17 protein-coding genes are annotated in these 18,597 nt (G+C 69.7%); 10 read left to right on the plus strand and 7 right to left on the minus strand.

Going from position 1 to position 18,597, the window contains the following annotated elements:
* From B0W88_RS35080 to uraH, 3 genes are all read right to left on the minus strand, one after another.
* The coding region (locus tag B0W88_RS35080; RefSeq protein WP_144006531.1) for a methyl-accepting chemotaxis protein at positions 1-1,257 on the minus strand (1,257 nt) is incomplete at its 3' end.
* Positions 1,258-1,455: 198 nt separating this feature from the next.
* Positions 1,456-2,262 carry a xanthine dehydrogenase accessory protein XdhC gene (xdhC, locus tag B0W88_RS01305; RefSeq protein WP_077032840.1) on the minus strand — a complete coding sequence of 269 codons (807 nt, stop codon included), beginning with the start codon at positions 2,260-2,262 and terminating at the stop codon, positions 1,456-1,458.
* A 9-nt stretch (positions 2,263-2,271) separates the two neighbouring features.
* The gene (uraH, locus tag B0W88_RS01310; protein ID WP_077032841.1) at positions 2,272-2,628 is read right to left on the minus strand and encodes a hydroxyisourate hydrolase; all 357 of its coding nucleotides are present in this window, start codon (positions 2,626-2,628) and stop codon (positions 2,272-2,274) included.
* A gap of 59 nt (positions 2,629-2,687) precedes the next feature.
* On the opposite strand from uraH, the gene B0W88_RS01315 reads away from it, so the two are divergent.
* From B0W88_RS01315 to B0W88_RS01330, 4 genes are read left to right on the plus strand one after another with little or no spacing between them, the layout of a single operon-like run.
* The gene (locus tag B0W88_RS01315; RefSeq protein WP_077032842.1) at positions 2,688-3,374 is read left to right on the plus strand and encodes a GntR family transcriptional regulator; all 687 of its coding nucleotides are present in this window, start codon (positions 2,688-2,690) and stop codon (positions 3,372-3,374) included.
* Positions 3,371-4,318 (plus strand): allantoinase PuuE, encoded by a 948-nt coding sequence (puuE, locus tag B0W88_RS01320; RefSeq protein WP_077032843.1) that lies wholly within the window; start codon positions 3,371-3,373, stop codon positions 4,316-4,318. Before B0W88_RS01315 ends, puuE begins: the two co-directional genes overlap by 4 nt.
* 16 nt (positions 4,319-4,334) lie before the next feature.
* Positions 4,335-6,110 (plus strand): 2-oxo-4-hydroxy-4-carboxy-5-ureidoimidazoline decarboxylase, encoded by a 1,776-nt coding sequence (gene uraD, locus B0W88_RS01325; protein ID WP_077032844.1) that lies wholly within the window; start codon positions 4,335-4,337, stop codon positions 6,108-6,110.
* On the plus strand, positions 6,107-7,336 hold the full coding sequence (locus B0W88_RS01330) for a M20/M25/M40 family metallo-hydrolase (protein ID WP_077032845.1): 1,230 nt from the start codon (positions 6,107-6,109) through the stop codon (positions 7,334-7,336). The genes uraD and B0W88_RS01330 overlap by 4 nt, the downstream gene beginning before the upstream one ends.
* Before the next feature lie 21 nt (positions 7,337-7,357).
* On the opposite strand, the gene B0W88_RS01335 is transcribed toward B0W88_RS01330, so the two are convergent.
* Positions 7,358-7,822, minus strand: coding sequence for a cupin domain-containing protein (locus B0W88_RS01335; RefSeq protein ID WP_077032846.1), 465 nt, complete (start codon positions 7,820-7,822; stop codon positions 7,358-7,360).
* A 92-nt stretch (positions 7,823-7,914) separates the two neighbouring features.
* Between B0W88_RS01335 and B0W88_RS01340 the strand changes: the two genes are divergently transcribed.
* From B0W88_RS01340 to B0W88_RS01360, 5 genes are all read left to right on the plus strand, one after another.
* Entirely contained in the window at positions 7,915-8,289 is a 375-nt protein-coding gene (locus B0W88_RS01340) for a DUF2946 family protein (protein ID WP_077032847.1), read from the plus strand.
* Between the two features lie 73 nt (positions 8,290-8,362).
* Positions 8,363-10,735 carry a TonB-dependent receptor gene (locus B0W88_RS01345; RefSeq protein WP_083748489.1) on the plus strand — a complete coding sequence of 791 codons (2,373 nt, stop codon included), beginning with the start codon at positions 8,363-8,365 and terminating at the stop codon, positions 10,733-10,735.
* Between the two features lie 13 nt (positions 10,736-10,748).
* Complete coding sequence (locus B0W88_RS01350; RefSeq protein WP_077032848.1) at positions 10,749-11,198, plus strand: YcnI family protein; 450 nt, start codon at positions 10,749-10,751, stop codon at positions 11,196-11,198.
* 16 nt (positions 11,199-11,214) lie between these two features.
* Positions 11,215-12,048 carry an urease accessory protein UreD gene (locus B0W88_RS01355; protein ID WP_077032849.1) on the plus strand — a complete coding sequence of 278 codons (834 nt, stop codon included), beginning with the start codon at positions 11,215-11,217 and terminating at the stop codon, positions 12,046-12,048.
* 79 nt (positions 12,049-12,127) lie between these two features.
* Positions 12,128-13,915: a methyl-accepting chemotaxis protein gene (locus B0W88_RS01360; RefSeq protein WP_304442562.1), complete on the plus strand. Its 1,788-nt coding sequence runs from the start codon at positions 12,128-12,130 to the stop codon at positions 13,913-13,915.
* 397 nt (positions 13,916-14,312) lie between these two features.
* On the opposite strand, the gene B0W88_RS01365 is transcribed toward B0W88_RS01360, so the two are convergent.
* Both B0W88_RS01365 and B0W88_RS01370 read right to left on the minus strand, forming a co-directional pair.
* Positions 14,313-15,611: an NCS2 family permease gene (locus B0W88_RS01365; RefSeq protein ID WP_077032850.1), complete on the minus strand. Its 1,299-nt coding sequence runs from the start codon at positions 15,609-15,611 to the stop codon at positions 14,313-14,315.
* A 201-nt stretch (positions 15,612-15,812) separates the two neighbouring features.
* Positions 15,813-16,262 (minus strand): hypothetical protein, encoded by a 450-nt coding sequence (locus B0W88_RS01370; RefSeq protein WP_077032851.1) that lies wholly within the window; start codon positions 16,260-16,262, stop codon positions 15,813-15,815.
* A gap of 159 nt (positions 16,263-16,421) precedes the next feature.
* Here B0W88_RS01370 and B0W88_RS01375 point away from each other — a divergent pair, with 159 nt between their 5' ends.
* Positions 16,422-17,900, plus strand: coding sequence for a DUF6792 domain-containing protein (locus tag B0W88_RS01375; protein ID WP_077032852.1), 1,479 nt, complete (start codon positions 16,422-16,424; stop codon positions 17,898-17,900).
* Here B0W88_RS01375 and urtE read toward each other — a convergent pair.
* Positions 17,878-18,597, minus strand: a complete 720-nt coding sequence (urtE, locus tag B0W88_RS01380) for an urea ABC transporter ATP-binding subunit UrtE (RefSeq protein WP_077032853.1) — start codon at positions 18,595-18,597, stop codon at positions 17,878-17,880. The genes B0W88_RS01375 and urtE overlap by 23 nt on opposite strands.

Raw genomic sequence — 18,597 nt, forward strand, 5'->3', positions numbered from 1 at the left:
CTCGCGCGCCGCCTGGGCGCTGCGCTGGGCCAGCGTGCGCACCTCGCCGGCCACCACGGCAAAGCCGCGGCCCTGCTCGCCGGCCCGCGCCGCCTCGACGGCCGCGTTCAACGCCAGGATGTTGGTCTGGAAGGCGATGCCGTCGATGGTGCCGATGATGTCGGCGATGCGCCGGCTCGACTCGCTGATCTCGCTCATCGTGCCGACCACGCGCCCCACCACCTCGCCGCCCCGTCCGGCCACCTCGGCGGCCGAGTTGGCCAGCTGGCTGGCCTGGCGCGAGGTGTCCGCACTCTGCTGCACCGCCTCGGTCATCTGCTGCATCGAGGCGGCCGTCTGCTGCAGCGAGCTGGCCTGCTGCTCGGTGCGGTTGGACAGGTCCTGGTTGCCCACCGAGATCTCGGCCGAGGCGGTGGCGATGCCGTCGGCCGACTGGCGCACCCGCGCCACCATCTCGCCCAGGTTCTCGTTCATCGTCTTCAGCGCGGCCAGCAGCATGCCGGTCTCGTCGGCGCGATCCACCTCGATGCGGCTGCTCAGGTCGCCGGCGGCTACCGCCTCGGCCAGCTTCACCGCCCGCTGCAGCGGCACGGTCACCGACTGGCTCAGCATCCAGCCCAGCACCACCGCAGCCAGCGCCGCAACGACGCACATGGCGATGCTGATGGCCATGTCACGCTTGTACTCGCCGGCCGCGGCGGCCGTCCAGGCATCGGCCTGGGTCTGGTCGTAGGCGACCACCTCGCCGATCGCCTTCATCAGCTCCACCAGCAGCGGCCGGCAGTCCTTGACGATGCGGACCATCGCCGCGTCCCGCTCGCCGTTCAGCGCCTTGTTGACGATGTCCAGGGCCACCGGGCCGTAGCGGGATTCCACCTCTTCCAGCTTGCCGAACAGGGCCCGCTCCCGCTCGGTGACACCGGGGCTGTCGCCGGTGAGCCGCTTCTTCATCGCGGCCAGGCGCTCCTGCATCTGCTGGTGGGCCTGGGTGACGGCCGCCTTCTCGATCGAGCGATCACTATCCTCGCTGACCAGCACCAGGTTGCGTGCCGCGATGCCGCGTTCGTTGGCCGCGTCGCGCACCTGCTTGGCCAGCGCCTCGCGCTCGCCGATGCCGTGCAGGTAGTCGGTCAGCCGCGCATTGGCGCCGCCGAGCGAGTGCAAGGACAGGGCCGACAGCCCCACCACGACCGCTGCCAACGCAGCGAAGCCCAGCATCAGCTTGGTGCGGATGCGCATGTCACTGAACGTGCTCATTGAGCTATCTCCCTTGTCCCGCTGCGTGGAAACACAGCCACCCGCCCGCAGCGTGAAGCGGGGGGTGCCGATCGGTCCGGATCAGACGCCCGGATTCTCCGTCCAACTTGGACGTTATGGGCGATAAGCGACCGGAACGGGGAAAGCTTGAGCGGGAAAAGTTACGTCGGCGGGATTTCGGCGACTTTCGGCACGGAATCAGCCGCCCAGGAGCTGCGCCACGACCGCGATCGCGATCACCGCGGGCTGCTTGCCCTCGATGCCGGGCACGCCGATGGGGCAGGTCACGTGCCCGATCTCGGCCTCGGTGAAGCCGCGGGCCTCCAGCCGGTGGCGGAAGGCCGCCCACTTGCTCTTGCTGCCGATCAGGCCGATGAAGGGCAGGTCGCGCCGCTCGCGCTGGCGCTGCAGGCAGGCGGCGACGATGTCCAGGTCCTCGGCATGGCTGAAGCTCATGATCAGCACGCGCGAGCCGGGCACCAGGTCGCGCACCGCCGCCTGCACCGGGTCGGAATGCTCGGCGCGCACGTTGTCCGGCAGGGCCGGCGGGAAGATCTCGTCGCGGCTGTCCACCCAGAACGTCTCGGCCGGCAGCTTGCCCAGCAGGTCGACGATGGCGCGGCCCACATGCCCGCCGCCGAACAGGCCCACCTGCAGCACCTCGGCCTCCTGCGCGAGGCGGCCGCGCAGGCCCTCGGCGGGCACGGTGTCCAGGCATTCATAGCGCAGGTAGACCACGCCGCCGCAGCACTGGCCCAGGCTCGGGCCCAGCGCATAACGCCGGATTTCATCTGACGGGACGGCGGCGTCCAGCAACTCGTTGGCATGGGCAATGGCGTCGAATTCCAGCTGGCCGCCGCCGATCGTGCCGATCAGCTCGCCGCTGGTCGTCAGCGCCATCCAGGCGCCCACCTCGCGCGGGCCGCTGCCCTGCACCGCGTGGACGCTGACAAGCACCGCGGGACCGTGGTCCAGCGATCGCGTCAATGCCTGCCAGGCCCGCATGGTCTTGCCTCAGCTGCCGCGGTAGGTGGAATAGCTCCACGGGCTCGCCAGCAGCGGCACGTGGTAGTGGGAATTCGTGTCGGCGATGCCGAAGTCCAGCGGCACCTCGTCGAGGAAGGCCGGCTCCGGCAGCAGCGCGCCGCGGCCGCGGAAGTACGGGGCGACGGAGAACACCAGCCGGTAGCGGCCCGGCAGCAGCGCGGCGCCTTCCAGCAGCGGGGCGTCGGCGCGGCCGTCGTGGTTCAGGGTGATCGACTTCAACTCCTCGGCGGCGCCGTCGCGGCCGAGACGATAGAGGCGGACCGCCATGCCCGCGGCCGGGGAACCATGCACCGTGTCCAGCACGTGCGTCGTCAGCTTGCCCATCTTTCAGAACTCCTTGGTGGCTTGGAAATCTGGCGAAAGTGTATACACTTCAGCACACAATGTCAGCCAAATCAAAAACAGCAGCTCCAGTTTCGGCAACGGACAAGATCGCGGCGTCCATCACGCAGGCCATCGTCGAACGCCGCCTGATGCCCGGCACCAAGCTGGCAGAGCAGAAGCTCGCGGACATCTACAAGGTCTCCCGCACGCTCGTGCGCCAGGCGCTGAACCAGCTCAGCCGCGACCGCCTCGTCACGCTGACGCCCGCCCGCGGCGCCTTCGTGGCCGAGCCCAGCGTCGAGGAGGCGCACCAGGTCTTCGAGGTGCGCACCATGCTCGAGACCGCGATGCTCACCCGGCTGGCCAAGACCATCACCAACGAGCAGCTCGCGCAACTGCGCCGCCACCTGAAGGACGAGGCCGAGGCGCTGAAGATCACCGACGTGCCCGGCCGCACCCGGCTGCTGGCCGATTTCCACGTGATCCTGGCGCAGATGCAGGGCAACGAGGTGCTGGCCCAGTTGCTGACCGACCTGCTCTCGCGCAGCTCGCTGATCTCGCTGATGTACCAGAGCTCCCATTCCGCCGCCGAATCCCATGCCGAGCACTCGGCCATCGTCGATGCGCTCGCCGCACGGGACGGCAAGGCGGCCGTCAAGCTGCTCGGCTCCCACCTGGGCAATGTCGAGTCGAACCTGCGGCTGAAGCCGCGCGTCCAAGACCTTTCGGAAGTGCTGACACGATGACCTCCCCACGCTATCCCCGCGACCTCGTCGGCTACGGCGAGAACCCACCCCACGCGCAATGGCCCGGCAATGCCCGCGTCGCGGTGCAGTTCGTCCTCAACTACGAGGAGGGCGGCGAGAACTCGGTGCTGCACGGCGATGCCGGCAGCGAGCAGTTCCTGTCCGAGATGTTCAACCCGGCCGCCTACCCGGACCGGCACCTGAGCATGGAAGGCATCTACGAGTACGGCTCGCGCGTCGGCGTGTGGCGGCTGCTCAAGGAGTTCGAGAAGCGCGCGCTGCCGCTGACCGTGTTCGGCGTGGGCATGGCGCTGAAGCGGCACCCCGAGCTGACCCAGGCCTTCGTCGAGCTGGACCACGAGATCGCCTGCCACGGCTGGCGCTGGATCCACTACCAGAACGTCGACGAGGCCACCGAGCGCGAGCACATGCGCCTCGGCATGGAAGCGATCCAGAAGCTGACGCTGAACCGCGCCACCGGCTGGTACACCGGCCGCGACAGCCCGCGCACCCGCCGCCTGGTGGCCGACTACGGCGGCTTCGACTACGACAGCGACTACTACGGCGACGACCTGCCCTTCTGGCTCAACGTGCGCAAGACCGATGGGCAACTGGCGCCGCAGCTGATCGTGCCCTACACGCTGGACTGCAACGACATGCGCTTCGCCCTGCCCCAGGGCTTCAGCCACGGCGATCCCTTCTTCCAGTACCTGAAGGACAGCTTCGACGTGCTGTACGAGGAAGGCGCGGAGTCGCCCCGGATGATGAGCATCGGCATGCACTGCCGGCTGCTCGGCCGGCCGGGGCGGATGCGCGCGCTGCAGCGCTTCCTCGACCACATCGAGGCGCATGACAGGGTCTGGATCTGCAAGCGGGTGGACATCGCCCGCCATTGGCGCGAGGTCCATCCGTTCGACGCCAAGACCGCCTTCATCTGGGAATGACTTCGGAGCAGTAACGATGAATCTCGACGCATTGAACACCGCCGGCCAGGACGAATTCGTCCGCATGCTCGACGGCACCTACGAACACTCGCCCTGGATCGCCGAGCGCGCCCATGCGGCCCGGCCTCCTCGCGGTTTCCCCAGCCTCGCCGCACTGAAGCACGCGCTGGCCGACGTCGTCCGCACCGCCACCCGCGAGGAACAGCTCGCCCTGATCCGCGCCCACCCCGAGCTGGCCGGCAAGGCGATGGTCAGCAAGACACTGACCGCCGAGTCCACCAACGAGCAGACCAAGGCCGGCCTCACCGACTGCACGCCCGAGGAATTCGCCCGCATCCAGCAGCTCAACGCCGACTACAACGCGCGCTTCGGCTTCCCCTTCATCCTGGCGGTGCGCGGCCCGCGCGGGCGCGGCCTGCCCAAGGCCGAGATCATCGCCACCTTCGCGCGGCGCCTCGAAGGCCACCCCGACTTCGAGCTGGCCGAGTGCCTGCGCAACATCCACCGCATCGCCGAGATCCGCCTCAACGACAAGTTCGCCGCCAGCCCCGAGCTGGGCAACCTGGTATGGGACTGGGCGGAGGCGCTGGCCGTCCACTCCGACCCCGGCTTCAAGGAAAAGGGCCAGCTGACCGTCACCTACCTGACCGAGGCCCACCAGGCCTGCGCCGAGCAACTGCGCCGCTGGATGCTGCACGACTGCGGCTTCGACGAAGCGACGATCGATGCGGTCGGCAACGTCGTCGGCGTGTATCACGGCAGCGACATCAACGCGAAGCGCCTCCTGACCGGCTCCCACTTCGACACCGTGCGCAACGGCGGCAAGTACGACGGGCGGCTGGGCATCTTCGTGCCGATGGCCTGCGTGAAGGAACTCAAGCGCGCCGGCAAGCGCCTGCCCTTCGGCTTCGAGGTGGTGGGCTTTGCCGAAGAAGAAGGCCAGCGCTACAAGGCCACCTTCCTCGGCTCCGGCGCGCTGACCGGCGATTTCGACCCGGCCTGGCTGACGCAATGCGATGCCGACGGCGTGACGATGCGCTCCGCGATGCTGGCCGCCGACAAGCCGGCCACGCTCGAATCGATCGCCCCGCTGAAGCGCGACCCCGCCCGGTATCTCGGTTATGTGGAGGTGCACATCGAGCAGGGCCCGGTGCTCAACGAGATCGACCTGCCGCTGGGCATCGTCACCTCGATCAACGGCAGCAGGCGCTATGTGGGCGAGGTGATCGGCCAGGCCTCGCATGCCGGCACCACGCCGATGGACCGCCGGCGCGATGCGGCCGCCGCGGTGGCCGAGCTGATCCTGTTCGTCGAGAAGCGCGCGGCTGCGGTCGAGCATGTGGTCGGCACCGTCGGCATGCTGGAAGTGCCGGCCGGCTCGATCAACGTCGTGCCGGGCCGCTGCAAGTTCAGCCTGGACCTGCGCGCGACGAACAACGAGGCCCGCGATGCGATCGACGCCGACGTCAAGGCGGAGCTGCAACGCATCTGCGAGCGCCGCGGCCTGCACTGGACGCTGACGCAGACCGTCGCCGCCGACGCCGCGCCGAGCGACCCGCGCTGGCAGCAGCGCTGGGAGGCCGCGGTCGCCGCCCAGGGCCTGCCCATCTTCCGCATGCCCTCCGGCGCCGGTCACGACGCGATGAAGATCCACGAGATGCTGCCGCAGGCGATGCTGTTCCTGCGCGGCGGCAACTCGGGCATCAGCCACAACCCGCTGGAAACCATCACCAACGACGACGCGGAGCTGTGCGTCCGCGCCTTCCAACACCTCCTGGAAAACATTCAATGAGCACCGACTACGACAAGATCGACGCCTGGATCGACGCCCACTTCGACGAGCAGGTGAGGTTCCTGCAGGCGCTGGTGCAGGTGCCCACCGACACGCCGCCCGGCAACAACGCGCCGCACGCGGAGCGCACCAAGGAACTGCTGGCCGGCTTCGACCTGCCCGCGGACGCCTATCCGGTGCCCGCCGCCGAAGTGAAGGCCTACGGCCTCGAGTCGATCACCAACCTGATCGTGCGCCGCCGCTACGGCGACGGCGGCCCGATCGTGGCGCTGAACGCCCATGGCGACGTGGTGCCGCCGGGCGAGGGCTGGACCCACGGCCCCTACAGCGGCGAGATCGTGGACGGCAAGCTCTACGGCCGCGCCGCCGCGGTCAGCAAGAGCGACTTCTCCACCTTCACCTTCGCGCTCCGCGCGCTCGAATCGCTGAACGCGCCGCTGAAGGGCGGCGTCGAGCTGCACTTCACCTACGACGAAGAGTACGGCGGCGAACTGGGCCCCGGCTGGCTGCTGGCCCACAAGCTGACCAAGCCCGACTACCTGCTGGCCGCCGGCTTCAGCTACCAGGTCGTCACCGCCCACAACGGCTGCCTGCAGATGGAAGTCACGGTGCACGGCAAGATGGCCCACGCGGCGATCCCCGACACCGGCGTCGATGCGCTGCAGGGCGCGGTCACCGTCCTCAACGCGCTGTACGCCCAGAACACGAAGTACCGGCAGATCACGAGCAAGGTCGATGGCATCAAGCACCCGTACCTGAACGTCGGCCGCATCGAGGGCGGCACCAACACCAATGTCGTGCCCGGCAAGGTGGTGCTGAAGCTGGACCGCCGGATGATCCCCGAGGAAGACCCGACGACGGTCGAGGCCGAGATCCGCCAGGTGATCGCCGACGCGGCCGCTTCCTTCCCCGGCATCACCGTCGAGATCAAGCGCCTGCTGCTGGCCCGCTCGCTGAAGCCCTCGCCGGCCAACAAGCCGCTGGTCGACGCGCTGCAGAAGCACGGCGAGGCCGTCTTCGGCGAGCCCATCCCCACCTCCGGCACGCCGCTGTACACCGACGTGCGCCTGTACGGCGAGGCCGGCATCCCCGCCGCCATCTACGGCGCCGGCCCGCGCACGGTGTTCGAGAGCAATGCCAAGCGCTCGGACGAACACCTGGTGCTGGAAGACCTGCGCCGCGCGACCAAGGTCGTCGCGCGGATGCTGCGCGACATGCTCGCCTAGTGGTCCCGTTCGGGTTGGCCGCTAATCCACGAAAGTCACGTCGTCCTTCGGCTGCGGCGGGATCTTGATCGCGATGGCCTTGACCGGGCCGCTCGCGACGATCGTGCCGCCGTGCGGCGTGCCCTTGGGGATCACGATCAGCGTGCCGGGCTTGAACTCGTGGCGCTCGCCGCCCAGCCACATCGCGCCGCTGCCCTCGACGATGTACTGGATCTCGTCCGTCTTCGGATGGATGTGCTTGGCCACGTTGCCGGACTGCAGCGCGATCGTCGCGTTGTCGGTGACGACCAGCGCCCGCGAGTTCATCTGCGGGTTGGGCGTGGCGGGCAGGTCGCCGTGCTTGATCGCCGTCAGGTCGATCATCGCCGGGCTGAGCGCCGCGGCCTGGGCATGGGCCTCGGGCGCCAGCAGGCGCTGGGCGGCGGGCGAGAGCAGCAGGCCGGCAGCGAAGGCGGCGGCCAGGGCGAACGGGGTCGAGATGCGCATATCCAGTCTCCTCGATGCCTCTGAGCGGGCTTCCGCAGTATGCCCATCCGATACCGCTAAACTTCGGTGTTAGCCCTGAAACCGCCTGCCCCTTGCGCCGCACTCACACGCACCGCCTGCAAGCCTGGTTCGCCCTCGCGATCCTGGTGCTGGGCATGCTCGCGCCGGGCATCAGCGCGGCGCTGAGCCACGCGCGGGGCGACTACGCCTGGCAGCAGATCTGCTCCAGCACCAGCACGACCAACCCGCGCGGCGACACCGGCAACCCCGCGCTGGACATGCTGACGATGGGCCACTGCGCGATGTGCCACGCCCACGCGGCCGACCTCGCGCTGCCGCCCACGCCGCCGGCCCTGCCGCTGGCCACCGGCCTGTCCTTCCCGATGCCCGAGCGCTTCTTCAGCGCCTCGGTCACCGCCCACGCCTGGCGCGCCGCGCCGGCCCGCGCCCCGCCCGCTTCCGCCTGAGTCCACGCCCGCACCGCGGCCGTTCCCCTTTTGGAACGGCGCGGCCTGCACGCCGTTCTCACCCGGAAGTTCCATGCACAAGAAGTTCTACCTGCCCGCGCTGGCCCTGCTGGCCGCGCACTGCCACGCCGCCCTCGCCTGCGAGGACTGCGGCGACGACGAGCCCGCCGCGCCCACGCCGCAGCTCAGCCCGCAGCAGCCCGACTCGTCCGCCCCGGTCCGCCAGCTGGGCCTGGTCACCGTCAGCGGCAGCGCCGCCCCCACGTCGCTGCCCACGCACCTGCCCAGCACCATCGAAGGCCTCACCGGCGCCGACATCGAGCGCAGCATCAACGCCAGCGACGCCGAGGACGCGCTGAAATACCTGCCCAGCCTGCTGGTGCGCAAGCGCTACGACGGCGACTACAACCACGCGGTGCTGTCCACCCGCGCCTCGGGCACCGGCAACAGCGCACGCTCGCTGGTCTTCGCCGACGGCATCCTGCTGTCCAACCTGCTCGGCAACGGCGCCACCTTCGCGCCGCGCTGGGGCCTGGTCACGCCCGAGGAGATCGAGCGGGTGGACGTGCTCTACGGCCCCTTCTCTGCCGCCTACGCCGGCAACTCGGCCGGCGCCGTGGTGGACTACCAGACCCGCATGCCGCGCGGCTTCGAGGCTCATGCCAAGGTGGCCGTCGAACGCCAGCCCTTCGATCTGTACAACACCCACGAGACCTATGGCAGCCATTCGGTCAGTGCCTCGCTGGGCGACCGCGCGGGTGCCTTCGCCTGGTGGATCAACCTCAACCGGCTGGACAGCGACGGCCAGCCGCTGACCTTCGTCACCAAGCCGGTCTCGAAGGCCGCGCCGGCCGCCGGCGCCGCTCAGGTAACGGGTTCGGTCGACGGACTGGACAAGAGCAACACGCCCTGGAAGATCCTCGGCGCCGGCACCCAGTACGACACCGTGCAGGACCATGCCAAGCTCAAGCTCGCCTACGACCTGAACCCCGCCCTGCGCGCCAGCCTGACGCTGGGCCTGTGGCGCAACCGGTCCGAAGGCAATCCGCACAGCTATCTGCAGGACGCCGCCGGCCAGCCGGTGTACAGCGGCCCGGTCGCCATCGGCGGCCAGGGCTACACGCTGGCCGCCACCGACTTCGGCCTCAGCCGCGAGACGCTGGAACACCGCATGGCCGGCTTATCGCTGAAGCAGAACGCCCGCGGCTTCTTCGACTGGGAGCTCGCCGCCAGCGCCTACGACTATGCGAAGGACCAGGCGCGCAGCTCGCTCGTCGCGCTGCCCGCGGCCGCCTCCAGCGCAAGCACCAGCAATGGCCGCCTGACCGACCTGGGCGGCACCGGCTGGACCACGCTGGCCGCCCGCGGCGTGCTGCGGCCCGGCGCCCACACGATCGACTTCGGCCTGCAGGCCGAGCGCTACCGCTACCGCCAGCGCGTCAGCAACACAGCGGACTGGATCGCCGGCGACGCGACCAGCCTGTTCACCGCATTCTCCGGCCGCACCGCGCTCACCAGCGCCTTTGCGCAGGACAGCTGGAACCCCGGCGCCGGCCTGCAGGCGATGCTGGGCCTGCGCGCCGAGCACTGGCAGGCGAGCGAGGGCAGCAAGACCGCGTCGGACGGGCGCAGCGTCGCCTTCGGCTCGCGCAGCGAGACCGACCTGTCGCCCAAGCTCGCCCTCGGCTGGCAGGCCGCGCAAGACCTGACCCTGAAGCTCTCCACCGGCCGCGCCGTGCGCTACCCGACCGCCACCGAGCTGTACCAGGGCGGGCTCAGCAGCAGCGGCGCCTATGTGCCCGGCGACCCGGTCACCAACCCCGATCTGAAGCCGGAGAAGGGCTGGACCACCGAGCTGGCCGCGCTGTGGGGCATGAGCGGCCAGCAGCTGCGCCTGAGCCTGTTCCACGAGGACACGCGCAACGCGCTGTACTCGCAGTCCAGCGTCGTCGGCACACAGACGGTCAGCAGCGTGCAGAACATCGGCCGCGTCGTCACCACCGGCGTGGAGGCCGTGCTGCAGGCCGCCGACCTGCTCGCCCGCGGCCTGGACCTGTCGGCCTCGATCACCTACGCCGATTCGACGATCCGGGCCAACGACGGCTTCGTCAGCACGCCCGGCGACACCATCGGCAGGCAGCAGCCCCGCGTGCCGAAGTGGCGCGCCTCGCTGCTGGCCAGCTATGCGCTGACGCCCGATCTCAGCGCCAGCTTCGGCGCGCGCTACTCGGGCCGCCAGTACGGCACGCTGAACAACAGCGATCCGAACGGCTTCGCCTACATGGGTTTCTCGAAGTTCTTCACGACCGACGTGCGGCTGCGCTACGTCATCAACCGGCAGTGGTCGGTGGCCGCCGGCATCGACAACCTGAACAACTACCAGTACTGGGCCTTCCATCCCTATTCGCAGCGCAGCTACAACGCCGAGCTGCAGTTCAGCCTCTGAGGAGACAGATCACATGAAGCAACACCTGACCCTCGCCCTGCTCGCGCTGGCCACATTCGCCGCCCGGGCCCACATCACGCTGGAGCAGCCCGAAGCACCGGCAGCTTCCTCCTACCGGGCCGTCTTCAAGGTCGGCCACGGCTGCGAGGGTTCGGCCACGCGGCAGGTGATCGTCACGCTGCCCGAAGGCGTGCGCGGCGCCAAGCCCATGCCCAAGGCCGGCTGGACGATCGCCCGGCCGGCCGCCAACCAGATCAGCTGGACCGCCCGCGGCGCCGAGGACCAGTTGCAGGACGACTGGTACGACGAATTCGTGCTGCGCGTCGGCCTGCCCGCCCAGGCCGGCGACTTCAGCTTCCCGGTGCGCCAGGTCTGCGTGCAGGGCCAGGCCGACTGGCAGGCGAAGCTGAAGCTGCTGCCGGCCGCAACGCCGGCGACGCCGGCCGCCGCGCACCAGCACTGAAGGTAAGCTCGCCCCCATGGCTTGGCATGGACACCTGACCCTCGACTACCGGCGCGATGCCGACGGCTGCACCACGGCGCTGGACCGCCACGAAGGCCCGCTGCGGGTGCTGCAGCGGCTCTATCCGGAAGGGCCCGGCGTCTGCCACCATGTGCTGGTGCACCCGCCGGGCGGTGTCGTCGGCGGCGACACGCTGGACCTGGACATGACGCTGGCCGGGGGCAGCCACGCGCTGCTCACCACGCCCGGCGCGACCCGCTTCTATCGCAGCGCCGGGCCGACGGCCGTGCAGTCCGTGCGGGCGCGCCTTGCCGCCGGCACGCGGCTCGAATGGCTGCCGCTGGAGGCCCTGGTCTACGACGCCGCGCTGGCCGAGAACCGGCAGCGCTTCGAGCTCGCGCCCGGCGCCGAGATGATCGGCTGGGACATTGCCGCCCTGGGCCTGCCGGCCGCCGGCAAGCCCTTCACGCGCGGCCACTACCTGCAGCAGATCGAGCTGCCCGGCCGCTGGCTCGAGCGTGGCCGCATCGACGCCGGCACGGACCGCGCGCTGCTCGACTCGCCGCTGGGCCTGGCTGGCCGCACGGTGCTGGCCACGATGTGGTTCGCGGCCGGCGAGGCGCTGCCCGCCGCGCGGCGCGAGGCCCTGCTGGAAGCCGCACGCGCCGCAGCGGGCGAGCACAAGGCCCTGCCCTGCGGCGCCACCGCGCCCGAGCCGGGCCTGGTCGTGCTGCGACTGCTGGCCGATCGCGTGGAGCCCGCGTTCGCGCTCCTGACCCAGGTGTGGCGCGCATGGCGCCGACAGGCCTGGCAGCTCGAACCCTGCCCGCCGCGCATCTGGCGCACCTGATTCCGCCCGCCGGGGCTGCGCTTGCTTTGCGCGTTAGGGCCGGTCCACAATGCCCCGACGCTTCGGGAGGATCCACCATATGCTGACGCTGAGAAAGATGGGCGTGGCGAGGCAGTTGACCTCGTCCTACATCGTGCTGCTGGTCCTGATGGTGCTGCTGGCGATCTTCGCCTACACCCGCATGTCGGCGATGCAGGACGAAGCGGTCCAGATGAACACCAACTGGATGCCCACGATCCGCATGGCCGGCGCGATGCGCGCCGACCTGGCCGACTACCGCATCAGCCTGCTGCAGCAGGCCTCGGCGAAGACCGAACAGCAGATCTCCATCTCGCAGGGCAATATGAGGACCGCCCTGGACAAGCTGCAGAAGGACCGGCAGGAGTACGAGGCCCTGCCCTCCGAGGGCGACGAGAAGGCGGCCTATGCCTCCTTCAAGGCCAACTTCGCCAAGCTGGAGGCCGGCGGGCAGAAGGCGCTGGGCCTGGTCAAGGTCAGCGCGCCGGATGCCGAGATCCAGGGCGTGATGTACGGCGAGGTGCGCGACGCCTACCTCGCCTCGATCAAGGATCTCTCCACGATCATGGAGATCAACGTCGTCGGCTCCGGCGAGTCGGTGAAGCACGCGGATGAGCTCTTCCACCGCGGCGCCTACTGGATGGCCGGCGCCACGGTGATAGCCATCCTCGTGGCCGTGGCGATGGCGGCGGCGCTGATCCGGGCCATCACGGCGCCGCTGAACAACGCGGTCGACGCGGCCGGCCGCGTGGCCGACGGCGACCTCAGCCAGCGCATCGACTACGAGGAAGGCCGCAACGAGACCGCGCGGCTGCTGGCCGCGATGGCGCGCATGCAGCAGAGCCTGCTGGGCACGGTGTCCAGCGTGCGCAGCGGGGCCGACTCGGTGGCCACCGCCAGCGCCGAGATCGCGCAGGGCAATGCCGACCTCTCCTCCCGCACCGAGGAGCAGGCCTCCTCGCTGGAGGAGACCTCGGCCACGATGGAACAGCTCAACGCCACCGTGCGCCAGAACGCCGAGAACGCCGCCGCCGCCAACCAGCTGGCCCAGAGCGCCACCCAGGTGGCACGCGACGGCGGCCAGGTGGTGGGCGAGGTGGTGACGACGATGCGCGGCATCGAGGACAGCTCCAGGCGCATCGCCGACATCATCGGCACGATCGACGGCATCGCCTTCCAGACCAATATCCTGGCCCTGAACGCGGCGGTGGAGGCCGCGCGGGCCGGCGAGCAGGGGCGCGGCTTCGCGGTGGTGGCGGGCGAAGTCCGCTCGCTCGCCCAACGCAGCGCCGAGGCGGCCAAGGAGATCAAGAGCCTGATCAGCGACTCGGTCGAACGCGTGCAGAACGGTACCGCGCTGGTCGACAAGGCGGGGCAGACGATCCAGGAGATCGTCACCTCGGTGCAGAAGCTGGCCGACCTGGTGGGCGAGATCAGCAGCGCCAGCCGCGAGCAGAGCTCGGGCATCGGCCAGGTCAGCGAGGCCATCACCCAGCTGGACCGCACCACCCAGCAGAACGCCGCGCTGGTGGAGGAGAGCGCCGCCGCCAGCGAGAGCCTGAAGAGTCAGGCCAAGCAGTTGCTGGCCGCGGTGGCGAGCTTCCGGCTGGCGGCGAACGCGGCCGTCAGCCTGAAGGCGTCGCTGCCACCGGCGCCGGTGGCGCATCGCCCGCCTGCCCCGGCCGCGCTCGCCAGGGCGCCAGCGCCGCGCCCCGCCCCGGCCGCGCAAGCCCGGGCGCCCGCGGCGCCGGCGGCAACGAAGCGGCCGGCGGCCAGCCCGCCCGCGCCGAAACCGGCACCCAAGGCCGCCGCACCGGCCGAGGCGGACGGGGACTGGACAACCTTCTGACCGAGCGGCCCGGGGCCAGGTCTTGCCTCGCGAGGATTGGCCGGGATTTCCCGGCCAATTAGATGTCTGGATTCCGCCTCGCTGATCGGCGCATCAGGGCCGCGCCGCCCGGCGGATCATTCGCCTCGTTGTCCACAAGGCAATCGCGCTTCCACACCGCAGCTCCACGTCTTCGGACGTCCTCGGCGGTGTCCTGTGCCAACGCCCCGACCGCGCAAGCGGCCGGGGCGCTTTCTTTGCCCAATTCAGCGTGCATTCCGGGCCGAGCGCCGGGCCGCCCCAAGCCGGCCCGTCTGGCACGGCTGGCGGCTCGATGCCGCCAGTCGTGACGTCCCCTCGGGGGACCGACCGGACTCGCGCGCGTTCAGCGCCGCGAGACCGGGCGAGGGGCTCCATCTCATCCGCCGACGTAGGCGTACTTGAAGAGGAAGATCGCGGCGATCAGCCAGAGCATCCAGTGGACTTCACGGCCCTTGCCGGTGAACAGCTTCAGCGCGGCATAGGTGATGAAGCCGAAGGCCAGGCCGTTGGCGATCGAGTAGGTGAAGGGCATCGTCAGCGCCGTCACGGTGGCGGGGATCACCTCGGTGCTGTCGTTCCAGTCCAGCTCGGTCAGCTCGCGCAGCATCAGGCAGGCGACGAAGAACAGCGCCGGCGCCGTGGCATAGGCGGGCACCACGCCGGCCAGCGGGGCGATGAACAGGCAGGCCAGGAACAGCAGCGCCACCGTCAGCGCGGTCAGGCCGGTGCGGCCGCCGGCCTGCACGCCGGCCGCGCTCTCCACGTAGGCCGTCGTGCTGGAGGTGCCCAGCAGCGCTCCGGCGAAGATCGCGCCGCTGTCGGCCAGCAGCGAGCGGTTCAGCCGCTCCATCTTGCCCGGCACCAGCAGGCCGGCGCGCTTGGCCACGCCCATCAGCGTGCCGGTGGCATCGAACAGCTCGACCAGGAAGAACACCAGGATGACGTTGATCACGCCGCCGCTGAAGGCGGCCTTGATGTCCAGCTTCAGGAAGGTCGGCTCGATCGACGGCGGCGCCGAGAACACGCCGTGGAACTGGTTGCCGGCGAAGAAGAAGGACAGGACCGTCACCGTGACGATGCCGATCAGGATGGCGCCCGGTACCTTGAGCTTGTCCAGCACGGCGATCAGCACGAAGCCGAGGATCGCCAGCAGCGCGGGCGGCTTGTGCAGGTCGCCCAGGGTCACGTAGGTGGCCGGCGAGGCGGCCACGATGCCGGCGCTCTTCAGCGCGATCAGCGCCAGGAACAGGCCGATGCCGACGGTGATCGCATAGCGCAGCGAGACCGGGATCGCCCGGATGATCAGCCCGCGCAGGCCCAGCAGCGACACCGCCAGGAACAGGCAGCCCGACACGAACACCGCGCCCAGCGCCGCCTGCCAGGTGAAGCCCATGTGCAGCACGACGACATAGGCGAAATAGGCGTTGAGCCCCATGCCCGGCGCCAGCGCGATCGGGTAGTTCGCATACAGGGCCATGATCGTCGTGCCTAAAGCGGCGATCAGGCAGGTGGCCACGAAGACCGAATCCTTGGGCATGCCGGCATCGCCGAGGATCGATGGGTTCACGAAGATGATGTAGGCCATCGTGAGGAAGGTCGTGAGGCCTGCCACCAGCTCGGTGCGCACCGTGGTGCCGTGTTCCTGCAGCTTGAACACGCGTTCGGTCCAGTTCATGGGGATCTTTACTCCGTCGTCTCTTCGGATTGTCTCAAGGGTCCGCACGGGCGTTTGCTGTCTCGCCTCTGGCGTGGAGGGACCGGGACGGATGATCCTTGGATCGCATGCACGGCGGCATACGCGACGGCGTATAGACGGTATGCACCGCCGAGGATGGCGGGGCAATAAACCGGAAACCTGGCGCGGGAGCGCCCTTCTTCAGGCGCCGTCGTCGGCCAGTCGCTTGAACGGCCCCACGCAGCTGTCCAGGCTCTCGGCCTCGCACATCAGGAACTGCTTGCGCGGGGGGTCGAACACGATGAAGTTGGTCGACAAGTCACCGAGCTTCATCACCTCGCCGGAGCAATCGGGCTTGCCGTTGTCGCGGACGATCTTGTCCGTCCACTTGTAGAAGCCCTTGGGCGAGGGCCGGTCGGGCATCTCGAACTCCGAGCGGCTGACCTGCGCGCCGCTGGTGACGTCGATCGTCCCGTCGGCATGGACCTGGTAGATCTCGTGGCAGTCGGTGCCGGGCACCTGCACGCGCCAGCTGCCGATGAAGGGGTGGCCGGCCGGGAGCGGCTTGCGGGTGAAGGGCGCGTCCTGCGCCTGGGCGGCCAGGGCGGCGGCGAGAAGAGCGGCTGGCAGGAGGAGCAGTCGGGCGTGCACGGGGGGCTCCGGGAAGTGAGGCTGCAGGCAGCCATTGTGGCCCCGTCCAGCCCGTAGTGAAGATTGCCCGATCCGAGCAGGGTTGGCGCGGATGGCCGGGCGCCCGCAGGCATGTGACGCTGGGCCAAATTCAAGTCGAAACAGAGACGAGGGCAGGAGATGGACACGACGCCGACAGGCCACCGGGCCGCAGCGCTGCTGCTGGCCGCATGCGCCAGCCTGCTGGCGGGCTGTGCCAGCAGCCTGGCCACCTTCCACGAGGCGCGGCTCTATCGGGAGGAGCAGGCTGCCGACACCCGCGCCGCGCTGGCCGCCTGCCGGCAGGGCCAGGCCTCCCCGCATGACCATCGCGGCGCCGGCAGCGAGTCCGCGGACTGCTACCTCGCCATGGTCGAGCCCACGACCCGCCTGGCCACCGGCTCGGGCCTGCCCGGCCAGCGCCGCCGCGACCCGTGGTGGCAAAGCACGCCGACCGTCCTGACCGCCTCCGAACTGGGCCAGCTCAGTTCGGCCCAGGAACTGGTCAGCCAGGTCGCCTGGATGGCGGTGCTGTCCAACCTCGCCTATCACCGCTTCGCGGACGTCAGGGAGCGCAGCGACAAGCCCAGCGCCTGCCGGCACGCGCTGCAGGAGTGGGATCCGCTCGAGCGGCTGAACCGGGCGGAGGCTGAAAGCCGGCCCCAGGGAAGCGTGCCGCGCCGCCATTGGCAGCGCTGGAAGCAGGACGGGGCCGGATGCACGGCCTCGGACGGCCTGTTCTACGAGACCTATGTCTACGTGGACGAGGCAGCCCCGCCCGAGCAGAAGATCCTGATGGCAGTGATCGCCTTCCGCGGCACCGAGAACTCCTCCGACCAGCTGACCGAAGACTGGTGGAGCAATGTCGCCGGAGCCTTCGGCGCGCACGCGCCGCAGTACGACCTGGTGACGACCCGGCTGCCCGGCCTGCTGGACGATCTGCTCGGCAAGGGCGACGAGCGGCGCCACTTTCCGGTCTACGCCACCGGGCATTCGCTGGGCGGCGGCCTGGCCCAGCATGCGGCCTACATGAACCGGGACATCACGGCCGCCTATGTGTTCAACACCTCGCCGGCCACCGGCTGGACGGCGTTGCGCGCCGCCTACCGCGCTCCCCAACCCGGCAAGCCGATCATGCAGGTCCAGGACCCGCAGGTGATCCGGGTCACGCAGGACGGGGAATGGCTGAGCCTGGTGCGCCTGGTGAGCAATGCCGCCAACTCGGCCGTCAGGCGCTCCAACCGCACGAACATCTATCTCGACTTCCCGTCCACCCGACAGGCCACCGGTACCACCGGGCGCTTCGGCGTCGTGTACGAGGCGACGGAGCTGCACTCGATCGCGCTGATGTCCTGCAACCTGGCGGCGCGCGTGGCCCGCAGCGGCGAAACGGCGGCCTTCGGCTTCACGCCGGCGATGGCGCGCAGGATGCTCGCCGAGGACAGGGACGACTTCGTCGAGCACCGCGGGGACAACAAGGCCGACACGACCGGGCTCTGCCAGTACCAGCGCAAGGACAAGGACAGCGGCGGGAAGCTCAACTGCCGCATCGACTGGATCTCCGGCGCCGTCGAGGACTGCGGCACCGACGCGGGCCTCACACCGAGATCATCTCCTTGATGCCCTTCTCCTTCATCTCGCTGCCACGCCCGCGCGCGATCACCTGGCCGCGTTCCATCACCAGGTACTGGTCGGCCAGTTCCTCGGCGAAGTCGTAGTACTGCTCGACCAGGATGATGGCCATGCGCTGGCGCGGGCCGCCGGGCATTTCCAGGCCCTCGTCGGCGAGCTGGCGCAGCACGCGGCCGATGTCCTTGATGATGCTGGGCTGGATGCCCTCGGTGGGCTCGTCCAGGATCAGCAGCTTGGGGCCGGCGGCGAGCGCGCGGGCGATGGCGAGCTGCTGCTGCTGGCCGCCGGAGAGGTCGCCGCCGCGCCGGTGCAGCATGGTCTTCAGCACCGGGAACAGCTCGAACAGCTGCGGCGGGATCTTGGTGCCGGCGGGCTTGTAGGCCAGGCCCATCTGCAGGTTGTCCTCGACGGTGAGCCGGCCGAAGATCTCGCGGCCCTGCGGCACGTAGCCAATGCCCTTGCGCACGCGCTCGTAGGGCGTGTCCTTGTTGATGGCGCCGCCGTCGAGGGTCAGGTCTCCACTCTTGATCGGCACCACGCCCATCAGGCTCTTCAAGAGCGTGGTCTTGCCGACGCCGTTGCGGCCGAGGACGACGGTGATCTCGCCCAGCGCCGCCTCGAAGCTGACGCCGCGGAGGATGTGGGAGCCGCCGTAGAACTGCTGGATGTCTTGAGCTTTCAACAT

This window comes from Pelomonas sp. KK5, assembly GCF_001984095.1.
Lineage (GTDB): Bacteria > Pseudomonadota > Gammaproteobacteria > Burkholderiales > Burkholderiaceae_C > KK5.